Raw genomic sequence first — 13559 nt, forward strand, 5'->3', positions numbered from 1 at the left:
CATCAAGCGTTGAGCTTTTCCTTGGCCGCAGCAACTACAGCATCCTTCGTGATGCCGAAGTGCTCGTACAATTCCTTGTAAGGCGCGCTGGCACCAAACCCGGTCATGCCAATGAACAGACCGTCATTGCCGATAAACCGGTCCCACCCCATACGGATGCCGGCCTCGACGGCAATCTTGACCGGACTGGAGCCGATGACGGCCTCTTTGTAATCTGCAGACTGTGCTTCGAAGAGCTCGAAGCTCGGCACGGAAACAACGCGAGCGGCAACACCTGAGTCCACCAGTTCCTTGTGGGCGTCGACGGCGATTTCGACTTCAGAGCCTGAAGCAAAGATCGTGACCGCAGCGTCATCTTCGCTTTCGATCAGAACGTAGGCGCCGTTTGCGCTCAGGTTCTTCTCTTCATAAGTTTTGCGCTGAGATGGCAGGTTTTGGCGTGTCAGGGCAAGAACGGACGGTCCATCCTTGTTCTCCAGCGACAATTGCCAGCATTCCAGTGTCTCGGTGATATCAGCGGGACGGAAGAACGTTAGGTTCGGGATCGCCCGAAGGGCTGCGAAGTGTTCAACCGGCTGGTGGGTCGGGCCGTCTTCACCCAGACCGATGGAGTCGTGCGTCATGACGTGAATGACGCGCTGGTTCATCAATGCTGCGAGGCGGATCGACGGACGGCAGTAGTCGGAGAAAATAAGGAACCCGCCGGAATAGGGGATCAGGCCGCCATGCAGGGCCATGCCGTTCATCGCGGCTGCCATGCCGTGTTCGCGAATGCCGTAGTGGATGTAGCGGCCTGAGAAGTCCTCCGGGGTGACCGGGTTGGTCTGGGCCGTTTTGGTGTTGTTGGACCCGGTCAGATCGGCAGAACCACCGATTGTTTCCGGGATAACGCCGTTGATGATTCCAAGAACAGCCTCGGACGCTTTGCGCGTTGCCATTGTCGGCTGTTCTTCGGCAAGCTTTTTCTTGTAGTCTAGGACCGCCTGCTCAAATCCTGCCGGAAGATCACCGCGATTGCGGCGTTCAAATTCGGCGCGGGTTTCGGTGTCCGCATCGTTGAAGCGTTTCTGCCAATCCTTGTGAGCGTGGGCTGAACGAAGGCCGGCAATTCGCCAGGCGTCCAGAATATCGCTTGGAACCTCAAACGGCTCATGCGGCCAGTTCAGTGTTTCGCGGGTACCTGCGATTTCCTCGGAGCCGAGGGGAGCGCCGTGTACCTTGGCCGTACCGGCCTTTGTCGGGGCGCCGAAGCCGATGGTTGTTTTCGCTGCGATCAGTGTTGGTTTGTCGCTGGCCTGTGCCTGCCGGATTGCAGCCGCGATGCCATCAGGGTCGTGCCCGTCGACATTCAGCGTGTTCCATCCAGAAGCAGCAAAACGGGCAACCTGATCCGTGGAGTCCGTGATGCTGACGGCCCCGTCGATCGAGATGCCGTTGTCATCCCAGATCACGATCAATTTGTTCAGTTTCAGGTGACCTGCGAGCGACAGGGCCTCCTGGCTGATGCCTTCCATCAAGCAACCGTCGCCGGCCAGAACGTAGGTATAGTGATTGACGAGATCCTTGCCGAAACGCTCTTCTTGCAAGCGCTCCGCGATCGCCATACCGACGGCATTGCCGAGCCCCTGACCCAGTGGGCCTGTGGTCGTTTCGATACCCGCACCATGACCAAACTCCGGGTGACCGGCGGTCTTTGCACCAAGCTGACGGAAGTTTTTCAACTCTTCGAGCGGGAAGTCTTCATAGCCGAGCAGATATAGCAGGCTGTAGAGTAACATGGATCCGTGACCAGCAGAAAGCACAAACCGGTCACGGTCAGCCCAGTTCGGCGCGGTCGGATCAAATTTCAGAAATTCTGTAAATAGGACAGTGGCGATATCGGCCGCGCCCATTGGCAATCCAGGGTGTCCGGATTTGGCCTGTTCCACGGCATCAATGGCAAGAAAGCGGATTGCACTTGCCATGCGCTGGTGTTTTTCAAGATCGCTCATCGTTGTCCCGTCGCTTGCGTTAGAGCCCCTATCGCCAGCGTGGACCGTCCGGCGTGGAGTTGTGAGGTGCGTTGTTTCTTTAAAGGCAACTGTTGTCAGTTCCGATCAGGCGCCAGACAAATATCAGGAACGGTCAGCGAGTCAATAAAGCCCTGAATAGCGAAAGAGGGAATAAATTCCGCATTTGGGGGTTATCGAATTGAGGAAACTAACAATGGTGCCATTGACGGGAAGAATATGGTGCACCTAATCTCAGCTGCCGGAGCCAGATTTACCTTTTTTGATTTATCAGGTTGCCAGGGAAAGCGCGAAACCCGCTGGTTGTTTGCGGACGCTGCTTTTTTTATGCGAAAAGCTACGCTGAGGGTAACGCATAACACAAAGCGGCAAAAACCGCTCCAAGAGGGATTGAGGTGACGCTTTATATGGCGGAAGTCGATGTCATGGAAAAGACGAGCCTGTCCGATGCCGTAAAGCGCCTTGAATCCGCCCTCGGCCAGTTGGAGACTGCCGTCCAGCGCCGCTTGGATGCAGACCGTTCTCTCAATTCCCTTCAGGATGACCTTCAGCGCATGGGAGAGGACAGGTCTCAGTTGGCTGCCTCTTTGGACGAAAGTGAAGCGCGCGCGTCCCGGCTTGAAGATGCCAACAAAGATGTTTCCCGCCGGTTGGTAACGGCCATGGAAACGATCCGCAGCGTTTTGGACACCCACGGAGGCTGATGCGGTTTGGCTCAGATTAGCGTAACCATCAATGGCAAGTCCTTTCGGATGGCGTGTGATGATGGCGAAGAGCAACGGCTCGAAGGGTTGGCTGCGCGGTTCGATGGCTGGATTGGCGAGCTCAAATCGGCCTTTGGTGAGATCGGTGATCAGCGCCTGACTGTGATGGCCGGCATCATGGCAACCGATCAGTTGTCGGAACTGGAACGTAAAGTTACACGGCTGGAACAGGAGTTGGCGGCAGCCAAAGATCAGCAAGTGGCTGCCCTCAATAACATGAGCCAGAATGAACAGGATCTTTCGAGAGCCGTAAACACTGCTGCGGCGCGCATCGAAAGCCTTGCCGACGGACTTACGAAGAGCCTGCGAACGGCCAATGACTGAGCGGCCAAATCCGCCTTGTCCAAGACTTCGTTTGTGATCAACGCGGCGCCGCACTGGTAATTGCGCAGGCGTGCCTCTATATGCGGTAATCGTGGCTGCCCGATTTGTCAGGACACTTATCCCCGGGGCCTTACGCATTCCTTAGGGAGCTGTCCCTGCTTTGGGCCGTGGTCCGTTGCATACGGCGCCCACCTACTTTGTAGGTTCTCCGGGATTGCACATCCAACGGTCGGGTGGCTACGCAGTTTGAGCATGTCTCGTTCAAGCCGGGCCGGTCAAAACAGATGATGTGAGCGCCCATGACTTCAAATCTTTCACTCGCAGACGAAAAACATCAGCTCCGCAAGGAAGCTTTGGCGCGCCGCAAGGCTATGGCCGAGGTCGTGCGGATCGAGAAAAGCTTGGCGCTTGCCGATCACGTTTCTGATCTCCCGATCCCGGAGGGGGCAATTGTCGCAGGCTTTTGGCCGATCCGGGACGAGATTGATCCGCGTCCGCTGCTAGACCGTCTTCGTCAAAACGGCCATACCTTGTGTTTGCCGGTTGTCGCAGACCCTCATTTGATTTTCAGGAAGCTGGACCGGGGCTGTGCAATGGAAGATGCCGGATTTGGCACAATGGCACCTGGATCAGATGCAGAGGAGCTGCGCCCGGATGTTCTGTTGATGCCGCTTGCGGGGTTTGACCGGGACGGCAATCGGATCGGGTACGGCAAAGGCCATTATGACACCGCGATCTCTGCTCTTGAGAAATCAGGGCCGCTTCTTTGCATTGGCCTTGCGTTTGCCTTGCAGGAGGTGGAGCTTGTCCCGGCAGAAGAGCACGACAAACCCCTCGCCGGGATATTAACGGAAGACGGCTACCGATCGTTCTGCTAATGGATGGCCGTTTGGCAAAGTCGGCGTTCTGTGAGGTTTGATGCGTATTCTTTTTCTGGGGGATTTGGTAGGCCGTGTCGGCCGAACGGCAGTCATTGAACAACTGCCGGACCTGGTAGAAGAACAGCAGCTCGATTTTGTCATCGTCAACGGTGAAAACTCAGCATCCGGTTTCGGCATAACCGAAGCGATCCTGCAAGATGTTCTGGATGCTGGTGCAGATGTTGTGACTACCGGCAACCATGTGTGGGACCAGCGGGATACACTTGTCTACATCGAACGTCAGGACCGATTGCTGCGGCCGGTCAACTATCCGGCCGGGACGCCTGGCCGCGGTGCGCATCTTTTTACGGCGCGAAATGGCGCCCAGGTCATGGTCGCGAACGTCATGGGACGTGTCTATATGGATGCACTCGATGATCCGTTTGCGGCAATAGACAAGGTCGTCAGCGACTGTCCGCTTGGGGATGTCGCTGATGCCATTATTATTGATGTTCATGCGGAAGCCACCAGCGAGAAACAGGCGATGGGCCATTTCCTGGACGGCCGGGTCAGCCTGGTGGTTGGCACGCATACACATGTTCCGACGGCAGATCATCAGATTTTGGAAAACGGCACGGCCTACATGTCGGATGCCGGCATGTGCGGTGCATATGACAGCGTGCTGGGCATGGATAAGGAAGAGCCGGTCAATCGCTTTCAGCGCAAGATCCCTGGCTCCAGATTCACGCCGGCGACAGGTGCCGCGACCATTTGTGGCGTAGCGATCGAAACAGATGATCGGACCGGACTGGCCCAAGCGATTGCGCCGGTCAGAATTGGCGGGCGTCTTGAGCCGGTCCTGCCGCCATTCTGGGCCGCAAGCTAGTTCCGAATTTTCAGGAACTGGATTTTCCGCGCCAACTTGCATATAAGCGGCGCAGTTTTCGTTAAAAGCAAATCCGACTGAGAGCCGAGAAGAGCCATGGCAGGCCATTCAAAATTCAAGAACATCATGCACCGCAAGGGACGTCAGGACGCCGTTCGTTCCAAGATGTTCTCCAAACTGTCCAAGGAAATTACTGTCGCAGCGAAGATGGGAGACCCTGATCCGGACTCCAATCCGCGTTTGCGCCTGGCGGTGAACAACGCCAAAGCTCAGTCCATGCCGAAAGACAACATTCAGCGCGCGATTAACAAGTCGCAAGCTGGTGATGCTGAAAGTTATGACGAAATCCGCTATGAGGGTTACGGTCCGGCTGGAGTTGCTGTTGTCGTTGAAGCCCTGACAGATAACCGCAATCGGTCGGCGTCCAACATTCGCTCTTACTTCACCAAGTGTGGCGGGTCTCTTGGCGAAACCGGGTCTGTGTCTTTCATGTTCGACCGTGTTGGCGAGATCATCTACAAGCCGGAAGCTGGCGAGGCGGATGCTGTTCTTGAAGCGGCCATCGAAGCTGGTGCTGAAGACGTTCAATCCGATGAAAACGGACACACGATCTACACAGCATTTGAAGATCTGAACGATGTCGCAAAGGCATTGGAAGAGGCGCTGGGCGAAGCAGACTCCACAAAAATCATTTGGAAGCCGCAGAACCTGACGCCGGTAGATGCCGACAAGGCCCAAACGCTGATGAAACTGATCGACATGTTGGAAGACGATGATGACGTTCAGAACGTCTACACCAACTTCGATGTTGATGAAGAAACCATGGCAGAACTGGCTTCTTAAGGCCGTCGAAGCACCGATTGTCAAACCCCGGATTTTCCGGGGTTTTTCTTTTTGATCACTGACCCCAAAGCTCAGCGATATGTTCCAGATTTTTGAACTCACTCAAGCGGATCCGAAGTCTCTCCTTCAGCGCACCTTGAAACTGTCCGAGGAGACCGGCGAGTTGGCCGAGGCCGTGCTTTCAGTCACCGATGCGCCCGGAAGTGCCTATAAGGCGCATACCCTTCAGGATGTGCGAGAGGAAGCGGCCGATGCGGCATTGGTTGCCTTAAGTGTTTTGGCTCAAACGTGCGAAACTTCAGAAGAGTTTTCGGCAGAACTAGACCGTTTGATGCGAGAAAAGTCTGCCAAGTGGCAGGCGAAACTAACGGAGTAGGGGGTCTAGTAGTGGCAGGCTGGTAATGGCTGCAATGGCGATGAGCAGGTTTGCGATCCATCTGTATGTCCGCTGATTTGAACCGGTAAAGCCCTTGGACCCGAGATAAAGCGCTATTCCGTATACCGGTATGGCGAGGACGAGAAGCCGGGCGACCTCAACCGTGAAAAATCCATTCAGTATGTAGGCGACAAATGTTCCTATGCTTGCCAGCGGGAAAAACATAATGAGGTTGGCGCGGATGACTGGTGTGTCGTTCCTGCCAGAAAGCCAGAAAGCAGCAACTGGCGGTGCTGAGACCTGTGAGACACCGCCCAGAACTCCGGACACTGCTCCAACGCCAAATGAAACCTGAGGTGTTGGGTTTTTCTGATAGCGCCAACCGGACACCACGAGCGCCAGGGTGCCTGCGACGACAGCACTTATTATCCAACGCAAGGTCAATACATCCATAGTCGCCAGAAGCCACGCTCCGGCATGGACAAATAGGACAGATCCAATCACTGCAGGAAGCACCGTCGACCAGTCACACAAATGGATCGCCCGGCGGACCAGAGGTAAGGAGACGATGCTGTCGATAAAGAGGAATGTGGCGGCCGCCGTTGAGGGGAGCATCACACTTGCGGCGACCGGCATGAAAATCATTCCTGCGCCAAATCCTGCAAAGCCTCGGATATACCCGGCAACAAACAGGATCACCGCCAGAAAAACCAGCAACTGCGGGGAAAAAGACGCCAGAATGTTGAACATGCAATCTCGCAATTTGCGGAAAGGCGCTGTGGGAAATGTTCGTAAGCAGCGCTTTAGCTGGCGTCAATGGGCAAGTTTTGTTACCGATTTGTTCCATGACACATGCGATTCGATTGCTGGGCATTGACCCCGGCCTCCGGCGGACCGGGTGGGGCATGATCGAGGCGGCTGGAAACCGGCTCTCCTTCATTGCCTCAGGGACGGTGACTTCCGATAACAAGAAGAGCCTTGCAGAGCGCCTGGTCGAGTTGCATGACGGGTTGACCGCTGTTGTGCGTCAGCACAATCCGGCAGAGGCCGCCGTCGAGCACACCTTTGTCAACAAGGATGCAGGGGCAACTCTGAAGCTCGGTCAAGCGCGCGGCGTTGCGCTTCTTGTTCCTTCGCTGGCCGGGCTATCGGTCGCGGAATATGCTCCGAACCTGGTGAAGAAAACCGTGGTTGGGACCGGGCACGCGGAAAAAGAACAGATCCGGGCCATGGTGAAGGTCTTGATGCCACGGGCGACTTTCAATTCAGATGACGCAGCAGATGCACTTGCGATTGCCATCTGTCATGCCCAGCACCGGGCGAGCACAGCTGCGCAACTCAAAGCCTTGGGGGCTGCATGATCGGGAAACTGAAGGGAACAATCGACAGCTATGGAGAGGATCACGTGATCCTTGATGTTCATGGCGTCGGGTACCAGGTGCATTGCCCGTCCCGGATTTTGCAAGCGCTGCCGCGGGCTGGGGAAGCAGCCGTTCTGTTTATCGACACAATCGTGCGCGAAGACATGATCCGCCTTTACGGATTTGCAGCGGAATCCGAACGGGAATGGTTCCGCATCCTGATGACGGTGCAAGGTGTCGGCGCGAAGGTTGCGCTGGGAATACTCGGGATCTTGAAAGCGAGTGAAGTTGCCAATGCCATCGCGCTGGGCGACAAGGCTACAATCTCACGTGCGCCAGGTGTGGGTAAACGGGTTGCAGAACGGATCCTGAGCGAGTTGAAAGACAAGGCGCCCGGCCTTGCGAACATTGATCATGATACGATTGCTGTCTCTCAAACGGTAGCGGACAATGTGGCGGCTCGTCCGGTGGCAGAGGCCGTATCGGCCTTGACAAATCTTGGTTATGGGCAACCTCAAGCAAGTGCCGCTGTTGCCAAGGCGATGCAGTCTGCAGGCGAAGATGCGACAACGGAAATCTTGATACGTCTTGGGCTGAAGGAGCTCGCGGGATGATTGTTTTTACCTATGCCGTTATTGCGATTTCTTTCGTCGTGCTCGGGATCGGCGGGATCATGTATCTGGATCATCGGTTTTCTCTGACGGTTGGTGACCGGCCGTTTGCGATCAAGGGGCGCCGGATCGAGACCGATGATCCTTTTGTCCGGAAACAGTTCCGGAAATTCTATGCTATCCGAGTCGCCTACTCTCTGTTCCTACTCGTCTTGTTGTTCGTGGTGGTCAGCCATGTCGGATGACCAGCGCATCGTCTCTCCGGAAATCCGGGGCGATGAGATCGACAGCACAATGCGCCCGCAAGCGCTTGATGACTTCGTCGGTCAGGCGCAAGCCCGTGCGAATCTGAAGGTCTTCATTGGTGCGGCCAAGGCGCGTGGGGAAGCGTTGGACCACGTCTTGTTCGTCGGGCCTCCCGGGCTCGGCAAAACAACCCTTGCCCAGATCATGGCGCGCGAACTTGGCGTGAACTTCCGGGCGACTTCCGGCCCGGTCATTGCCAAGGCGGGTGACCTGGCAGCTCTGCTGACAAATCTGGAAGAGCGCGACGTTCTCTTTATTGACGAGATCCATCGACTCAATCCGGCCGTTGAGGAAGTCCTTTATCCTGCAATGGAAGACTATCAGCTGGATCTGATCATCGGAGAGGGGCCAGCCGCACGCTCAGTAAAGATTGATCTTGCGAAATTCACACTGGTTGCAGCCACCACACGTCTGGGACTTCTCACAACGCCTCTGCGCGACCGGTTTGGTATTCCGGTGCGTCTGGAGTTCTACACGGTGCCGGAGCTGGAGCACATCGTCAAACGCGGTGCATCCATCCTCGGGATCGGAATGGCCGAAGACGGCGCCCATGAGATCGCAAAACGGTCCCGCGGAACGCCCCGGATCGCGGGTCGCCTGCTGCGCCGGGTTCGGGACTTTGCAGTTTTTGAAGGTGCTGAGAAGGTCGACCGAGCCTTGGCGGACAAGGCCTTGCGGCAGCTGGAGGTCGATGGCGCCGGGCTCGATAGCCTGGATCGGCGTTATCTCAATCAGATCGCCGTCAACTTCGGCGGTGGCCCGGTTGGGATCGAGACCATCGCAGCCGCCTTATCGGAGCCGCGCGACGCGATTGAAGAAATCGTGGAACCCTACCTAATACAAAACGGATTTTTGCAGCGGACACCGCGTGGACGCATATTGACGCCAACCGCATTCTCGCATCTTGGTCTTGCCGTGCCGTCGCGGCCGGATGGGCCGCAAATGGGTTTGTTCCTCGATTCTGATCCGTGACCCTTAAACTGAGCGTTCTTCGAGGTTTCGGCAGACATTTGCACTGGAGCAAATGCTTCTAAAGATGTCTGCAGTTTTAACGGTAGGGATTTTTACTAGTTAACCAATAATTTCCGATTCTTTCCTAGGGTTCGCTCGAATTCTGGGGGGACCTATGCGTAAGCGGCTTTCAACTAAACTTGCTGTTATGTTCTTGGCCGGTGCACTCACAATGTGCATCGCGATTGTCACAGTTACATCGACGCTTTCGCGTGATGTGGCCAATGGTCAGGCGGATGCCGCTTTGCAAAGCGGAACAAAGGCGAAATTGAAAGTCGCTGAACTCGCCTTGGGTCAGGCAGCTGACAGCGCCAAGTTCTTTGCATCGCTCGAAGATGCCAAGAACAGCCTGATGAAAACGCTGGTTGGCTGGAAGAACCTCAAAGAAGGCCAGAACGCGATCCTGCGCGGGATCTACGTCACCAACAACCCGCATTCTCCGGAAGAGCGGCACTTGCTGATCGAGCCTGCGGAAGGGAACCAGTACACAAACAACCACAAAGTGGTGCACCCGATCTTCCAGGATCTGGTCAGCCAGGGCGTGTTCTCGGATGTAGCGCTGGCAACTCCGGATGGTGTAATTACCTATACTTATGCCAAAGGCGATGAGTTCGCGTTTCACATCGGCGATGCTGAGATCTCCGGGCACCCTGTACAAATCGCATTCAGCCCACTGTTCGATGCGGTGGCGAATGAGACGATCGAAGCGGGTCAGATCTTTACATCAGGGTTCATGACCGGCGAAGACGGCAAAGTTTCCATGATCATCGCTACACCGGTTTTCTATCTCGACCGTTTTTTTGGTGCCGCGGCCTTCTCTGTGAACATGGCAAACTTCGCAAACCTGGTCAGCGGATCTGGTGAACTTGAAGATGGCGAAAAGGTATTCCTGATTGACACTGCCGGGCAGTTGGTCGGTCTGGACGCGGCAGGGGCTGCTGAAGTTGTCCACGACAAGCAAACGGTCTATGCGGGCAATGAAACACTTGTTTTGGATGGAAACGACTATCGGTATGCGGAAGCTGACGCCTCATTCGCAAACATGCCTTACGGGATTGTGGATGCTGTTCTCCAGACCAAGCTGTCTGCTGCTGCCGACCGGATTACCTATGGCGCGGTCATCTCCGGGTTCTTGTGCCTGGTCCCAATCGTTGGTGTCATCTGGTGGGTAACAGGCCGGATGTTTGCCCCGCTCCAAGGACTATCTGCGGCAGCGCGGCAAATTGCAGACGGTGATCTTGAAGTCCCTGTGCATGCGACCGAACGCTCGGATGAGATCGGCGAGATGGCGCGCTGTATTGAAGTCTTCAAAGACAACTCGGTGGAGCGCGAGAGGTTGGCTGCTGAACGGAAAGTCGGCCACATTGCTCGCGAAAAGCGCGAGAAACATATCGATGCGTTGATCAATGGTTTCCGCGCAGAAGCCCAAGGCGTTCTAGAGTTGGTGGAGTCCAATATCGGCCGGGTTGAGGCCGTCACAGCAGAATTGCGCGAGCGATCTGGAGCTGCAGCAGACGAAGGACAAACCGCTGTGGTGTCGTCCGAAAACGCGTCTGCAAATGTGCAGGCCGTTGCCTCTGCAACAGAAGAGCTCAATGCTTCGATTTCAGAAATTTCCCGCCAGGTCGAAACCACGGCTGGCATCGTGGCTCAAACAACCACTGCTGCGCAGGTGTCTAACGGTAAAATTTCTGGGTTGGCTGAAGCTGCCAACCGGATTGGTGACGTTGTCTCCCTGATCTCCGAGATTGCCGAACAGACCAATCTGCTGGCACTCAATGCGACGATTGAGGCCGCACGCGCTGGTGAGGCGGGCCGCGGGTTTGCTGTTGTTGCTTCTGAAGTGAAGTCGCTTGCGGGGCAAACGGCCAAGGCGACTGAAGAGATTTCAACGCAGATTGCAGCCATTCAGGCGTCGACCACAGAGGCGGTCGCAGAAATCGCGCGTGTTTCGGAGTCCGTTGGAGAAGTCAATGAGTACACATCCACCATCCAGGATGCGGTACAGCAACAGGGCGCTGCGACGAACGAAATTTCCAGAAACGTCGCCGAAGCTGCCGACGGGACCCGTTCTGTTGCCACCACGGTTGCGTCCCTCAACGATGGTGTGACCGAGAATTCTCGAGCAGTTGACGATATGTTGTCCGCGACGATCGAGATGAAACAGCAGGCAGATCGCTTGAGAGGATCTGTCGAAAAATTCCTCAATGAGGTTGCAGCGGCCTGACCGTCTTCCTAAATCAATAGAGTCATGGGCTTTCCGGTTTTTAGATCGGAGAGCCCTTTTTGGATTTGTGGAGACTAAATGGTGAGTGATTGGCCGGATCTCGCAGGCCGTTTGGACCAAAGCGGTCACGTTCTGCCCGTACGCGTCTACTATGAGGACACCGATTTCACAGGGATCGTCTACCACGGTGCCTATGTCCGTTTCTTTGAGCGGGCCCGATCCGACTTTTTGAGGCTGATCGGTATTCACCACAGTGAGTTGGCAGAAGGGGACGATGGCACATCGCTGGCTTTTGCCGTGCGCACAATGACCTTGGATTTCCAGAAACCTGCGAAGATCGATGATGTCCTGGAAGTGCAGACGTCTCTAGCCGAGTATAAGGGCGCCAGGATCAAGCTTGATCAACTCATTTACAGAGGTGATGAACTGCTTGTGTCGGCGGCAGTGACCGTTGCTGTCATTTCATCTGAAGGTCGGCCGACTCGTCTTCCGTCAGCCCTTTCGGAGAAGCTGCTAAAACACAGGCCTTCTGAGCAAGACTGACTTGGCTGTTCGCGGGCAAACGCTGACGCATAATTGAGCGCGCCAGCGGCAAAAATAAGCGGTTCGATCGGGTCGCGTTAATCTTGCAGTAACCTTAATTGATTCTTTTAGAAAAGCGCGCAATTGCGCGCAATAAGTCCCAGTTTTGACAAAATCAAACGTCAGAGAAGCGGTCGGCGAATAGGGGCGAATTCCCCCGTGATCGGTGCAATCGGGGCGCCGGTACTCTGAATGCAACACGCATCATTCGGCCGAGAGGTCATCGGGTTTATGGAAACACTAGTCGAAACGACATTGGCGGCGCCGAAAGGCGACCTTTCTTTCTATGGCTTGTTCTGGCAAGCGCACATTGTCGTACAGATCGTAATGTTGGGACTGCTTGCTGCATCGGTTTGGTGCTGGGCAATCATTGTCGACAAGATCATGATTTTCGGAAAGACAAAACGGCAAATGAACCGGTTCGAAACCGTGTTCTGGTCGGGTCAGTCCTTGGAAGAGCTTTACGGAACGCTGCACAATCGTGTGAACCATTCCATGGCAGCGCTGTTTGTTGCGGCCATGCGGGAATGGAAGCGCAGTCATGAGGGCGCGCGCCCGGCGATTGGAAGCCTTCAGCAACGGATCGACCGCGTTATGGATGTCACAATCCAGCGCGAGCAGGAGCGGCTGGAAAACCGGTTGCTGATCCTAGCGACCGTTGGGTCATCTGCTCCGTTCATCGGACTGTTCGGAACCGTTTGGGGCATCATGACTGCATTCCAGGCGATCGCGGCGTCTGAGAGCACGAACCTTGCGGTCGTGGCTCCCGGTATCGCGGAAGCTCTATTTGCGACGGCTCTGGGTCTTCTGGCCGCCATTCCTGCGGTTATCGCATACAACAAATTCTCCTCGGATGTCGGCCGGGCGGTTGCTCGTATGGAAGGCTTTGCTGACGAGTTCTCCGCGATCTTGTCGCGGCAGATCGACGAGAGGGCCTGATCCATGGGCATGCAGGCCGGTGGTGGACAAGCAGGTGGCGGCCGCCGTGGACGGCGCCGGCGGCGCAGTCTTCCGATAAGTGAGATCAACGTCACACCCTTCGTCGATGTGATGCTGGTGCTGCTCATCATTTTCATGGTCGCAGCACCTTTGTTGACAGTCGGTGTGCCGATTGACCTGCCGGAGACACGTGCGAAGGCCCTTGAAGGGGACACCGAGCCGATAACGATTTCCATCAATTCGGCAGGCGAAATTTTTATTCAGGATACTCCGATCCTCATTGATGAGGTCGTTCCCAAATTGGAGGCGATTGCGGCCAACGGGTACGAAGAACGCATCTACGTGCGTGGAGATCAGGATGCTGATTACGGCACCATGATGAAACTCATGGGCCGGATCAACGCGGCTGGCTTTAAACGGCTCGGCCTTGTCACTCTGGAAGAACGGGACTCGTAACGCA

The 13559-nt window shown here is 55.6% G+C and carries 16 protein-coding genes and 1 other RNA gene; 15 read left to right on the top strand and 2 right to left on the bottom strand.

The genetic code is table 11. The features are described 5' to 3' along the window. Positions 1–2: 2 nt before the first annotated feature. Positions 3–1991, bottom strand: coding sequence for a transketolase (tkt, locus tag ACVDG4_RS23005; protein WP_447236813.1), 1989 nt, complete (start codon positions 1989–1991; stop codon positions 3–5). A gap of 443 nt (positions 1992–2434) precedes the next feature. Here tkt and ACVDG4_RS23010 point away from each other — a divergent pair, with 443 nt between their 5' ends. From ACVDG4_RS23010 to ACVDG4_RS23040, 7 genes are all read left to right on the top strand, one after another. Then, positions 2435–2713 (top strand): DUF4164 domain-containing protein, encoded by a 279-nt coding sequence (locus ACVDG4_RS23010; RefSeq protein ID WP_447236839.1) that lies wholly within the window; start codon positions 2435–2437, stop codon positions 2711–2713. A 6-nt stretch (positions 2714–2719) separates the two neighbouring features. Then, on the top strand, positions 2720–3097 hold the full coding sequence (locus ACVDG4_RS23015; protein ID WP_409694358.1) for a cell division protein ZapA: 378 nt from the start codon (positions 2720–2722) through the stop codon (positions 3095–3097). Positions 3098–3186: 89 nt separating this feature from the next. After that, a non-coding RNA gene (gene ssrS, locus ACVDG4_RS23020) (6S RNA) lies at positions 3187–3341 on the top strand. Between the two features lie 55 nt (positions 3342–3396). After that, positions 3397–3975: a 5-formyltetrahydrofolate cyclo-ligase gene (locus ACVDG4_RS23025; protein WP_447236814.1), complete on the top strand. Its 579-nt coding sequence runs from the start codon at positions 3397–3399 to the stop codon at positions 3973–3975. A gap of 40 nt (positions 3976–4015) precedes the next feature. Continuing rightward, entirely contained in the window at positions 4016–4843 is an 828-nt protein-coding gene (locus tag ACVDG4_RS23030; RefSeq protein ID WP_447236815.1) for a TIGR00282 family metallophosphoesterase, read from the top strand. 96 nt (positions 4844–4939) lie between these two features. Further along, entirely contained in the window at positions 4940–5686 is a 747-nt protein-coding gene (locus tag ACVDG4_RS23035; protein WP_040451022.1) for a YebC/PmpR family DNA-binding transcriptional regulator, read from the top strand. A gap of 79 nt (positions 5687–5765) precedes the next feature. Next, a complete protein-coding gene (locus ACVDG4_RS23040) occupies positions 5766–6062 on the top strand; it encodes a MazG-like family protein (protein ID WP_447236816.1) in 297 nt (98 codons plus the stop codon). Here ACVDG4_RS23040 and ACVDG4_RS23045 read toward each other — a convergent pair. Beyond that, positions 6051–6812 (bottom strand): sulfite exporter TauE/SafE family protein, encoded by a 762-nt coding sequence (locus ACVDG4_RS23045; RefSeq protein WP_447236817.1) that lies wholly within the window; start codon positions 6810–6812, stop codon positions 6051–6053. The genes ACVDG4_RS23040 and ACVDG4_RS23045 overlap by 12 nt on opposite strands. Positions 6813–6907: 95 nt before the next feature. Between ACVDG4_RS23045 and ruvC the strand changes: the two genes are divergently transcribed. The 8 genes from ruvC (at position 6908) to ACVDG4_RS23085 (ending at position 13555) form a co-directional block, all read left to right on the top strand. Next, positions 6908–7423: a crossover junction endodeoxyribonuclease RuvC gene (gene ruvC / locus ACVDG4_RS23050; protein WP_133951439.1), complete on the top strand. Its 516-nt coding sequence runs from the start codon at positions 6908–6910 to the stop codon at positions 7421–7423. After that, positions 7420–8037, top strand: a complete 618-nt coding sequence (gene ruvA / locus ACVDG4_RS23055; RefSeq protein WP_447236818.1) for a Holliday junction branch migration protein RuvA — start codon at positions 7420–7422, stop codon at positions 8035–8037. Before ruvC ends, ruvA begins: the two co-directional genes overlap by 4 nt. Next, a complete protein-coding gene (locus ACVDG4_RS23060) occupies positions 8034–8279 on the top strand; it encodes a hypothetical protein (protein WP_008196106.1) in 246 nt (81 codons plus the stop codon). Before ruvA ends, ACVDG4_RS23060 begins: the two co-directional genes overlap by 4 nt. After that, complete coding sequence (ruvB, locus tag ACVDG4_RS23065) at positions 8269–9312, top strand: Holliday junction branch migration DNA helicase RuvB (protein WP_306147788.1); 1044 nt, start codon at positions 8269–8271, stop codon at positions 9310–9312. The genes ACVDG4_RS23060 and ruvB overlap by 11 nt, the downstream gene beginning before the upstream one ends. Positions 9313–9466: 154 nt before the next feature. Then, a complete protein-coding gene (locus ACVDG4_RS23070; RefSeq protein ID WP_447236819.1) occupies positions 9467–11578 on the top strand; it encodes a methyl-accepting chemotaxis protein in 2112 nt (703 codons plus the stop codon). A gap of 81 nt (positions 11579–11659) precedes the next feature. Continuing rightward, positions 11660–12121 (top strand): tol-pal system-associated acyl-CoA thioesterase, encoded by a 462-nt coding sequence (gene ybgC / locus ACVDG4_RS23075; protein WP_209179836.1) that lies wholly within the window; start codon positions 11660–11662, stop codon positions 12119–12121. Positions 12122–12391: 270 nt separating this feature from the next. Next, positions 12392–13099, top strand: coding sequence for a protein TolQ (tolQ, locus tag ACVDG4_RS23080; RefSeq protein WP_133952038.1), 708 nt, complete (start codon positions 12392–12394; stop codon positions 13097–13099). 3 nt (positions 13100–13102) lie between these two features. Then, positions 13103–13555 (top strand): ExbD/TolR family protein, encoded by a 453-nt coding sequence (locus ACVDG4_RS23085; protein WP_040451020.1) that lies wholly within the window; start codon positions 13103–13105, stop codon positions 13553–13555. Positions 13556–13559: the final 4 nt, after the last annotated feature.

The organism is Roseibium sp. MB-4 (assembly GCF_053005265.1).

Coding starts and splice junctions, on each gene's coding strand:
- ACVDG4_RS23030 (WP_447236815.1), top strand. CDS start 4,016: ATGCGTATTCTTTTTCTGGGGGATTTGGTAGGCCGTGTCGGCCGAACG.
- ruvB (WP_306147788.1), top strand. CDS start 8,269: ATGTCGGATGACCAGCGCATCGTCTCTCCGGAAATCCGGGGCGATGAG.
- ACVDG4_RS23010 (WP_447236839.1), top strand. CDS start 2,435: ATGGAAAAGACGAGCCTGTCCGATGCCGTAAAGCGCCTTGAATCCGCC.
- ACVDG4_RS23035 (WP_040451022.1), top strand. CDS start 4,940: ATGGCAGGCCATTCAAAATTCAAGAACATCATGCACCGCAAGGGACGT.
- tolQ (WP_133952038.1), top strand. CDS start 12,392: ATGGAAACACTAGTCGAAACGACATTGGCGGCGCCGAAAGGCGACCTT.
- ruvC (WP_133951439.1), top strand. CDS start 6,908: ATGACACATGCGATTCGATTGCTGGGCATTGACCCCGGCCTCCGGCGG.
- ACVDG4_RS23045 (WP_447236817.1), bottom strand. CDS start 6,812: ATGTTCAACATTCTGGCGTCTTTTTCCCCGCAGTTGCTGGTTTTTCTG.
- ACVDG4_RS23085 (WP_040451020.1), top strand. CDS start 13,103: ATGGGCATGCAGGCCGGTGGTGGACAAGCAGGTGGCGGCCGCCGTGGA.
- ACVDG4_RS23060 (WP_008196106.1), top strand. CDS start 8,034: ATGATTGTTTTTACCTATGCCGTTATTGCGATTTCTTTCGTCGTGCTC.
- ACVDG4_RS23070 (WP_447236819.1), top strand. CDS start 9,467: ATGCGTAAGCGGCTTTCAACTAAACTTGCTGTTATGTTCTTGGCCGGT.
- ACVDG4_RS23025 (WP_447236814.1), top strand. CDS start 3,397: ATGACTTCAAATCTTTCACTCGCAGACGAAAAACATCAGCTCCGCAAG.
- ACVDG4_RS23040 (WP_447236816.1), top strand. CDS start 5,766: ATGTTCCAGATTTTTGAACTCACTCAAGCGGATCCGAAGTCTCTCCTT.
- ruvA (WP_447236818.1), top strand. CDS start 7,420: ATGATCGGGAAACTGAAGGGAACAATCGACAGCTATGGAGAGGATCAC.
- tkt (WP_447236813.1), bottom strand. CDS start 1,991: ATGAGCGATCTTGAAAAACACCAGCGCATGGCAAGTGCAATCCGCTTT.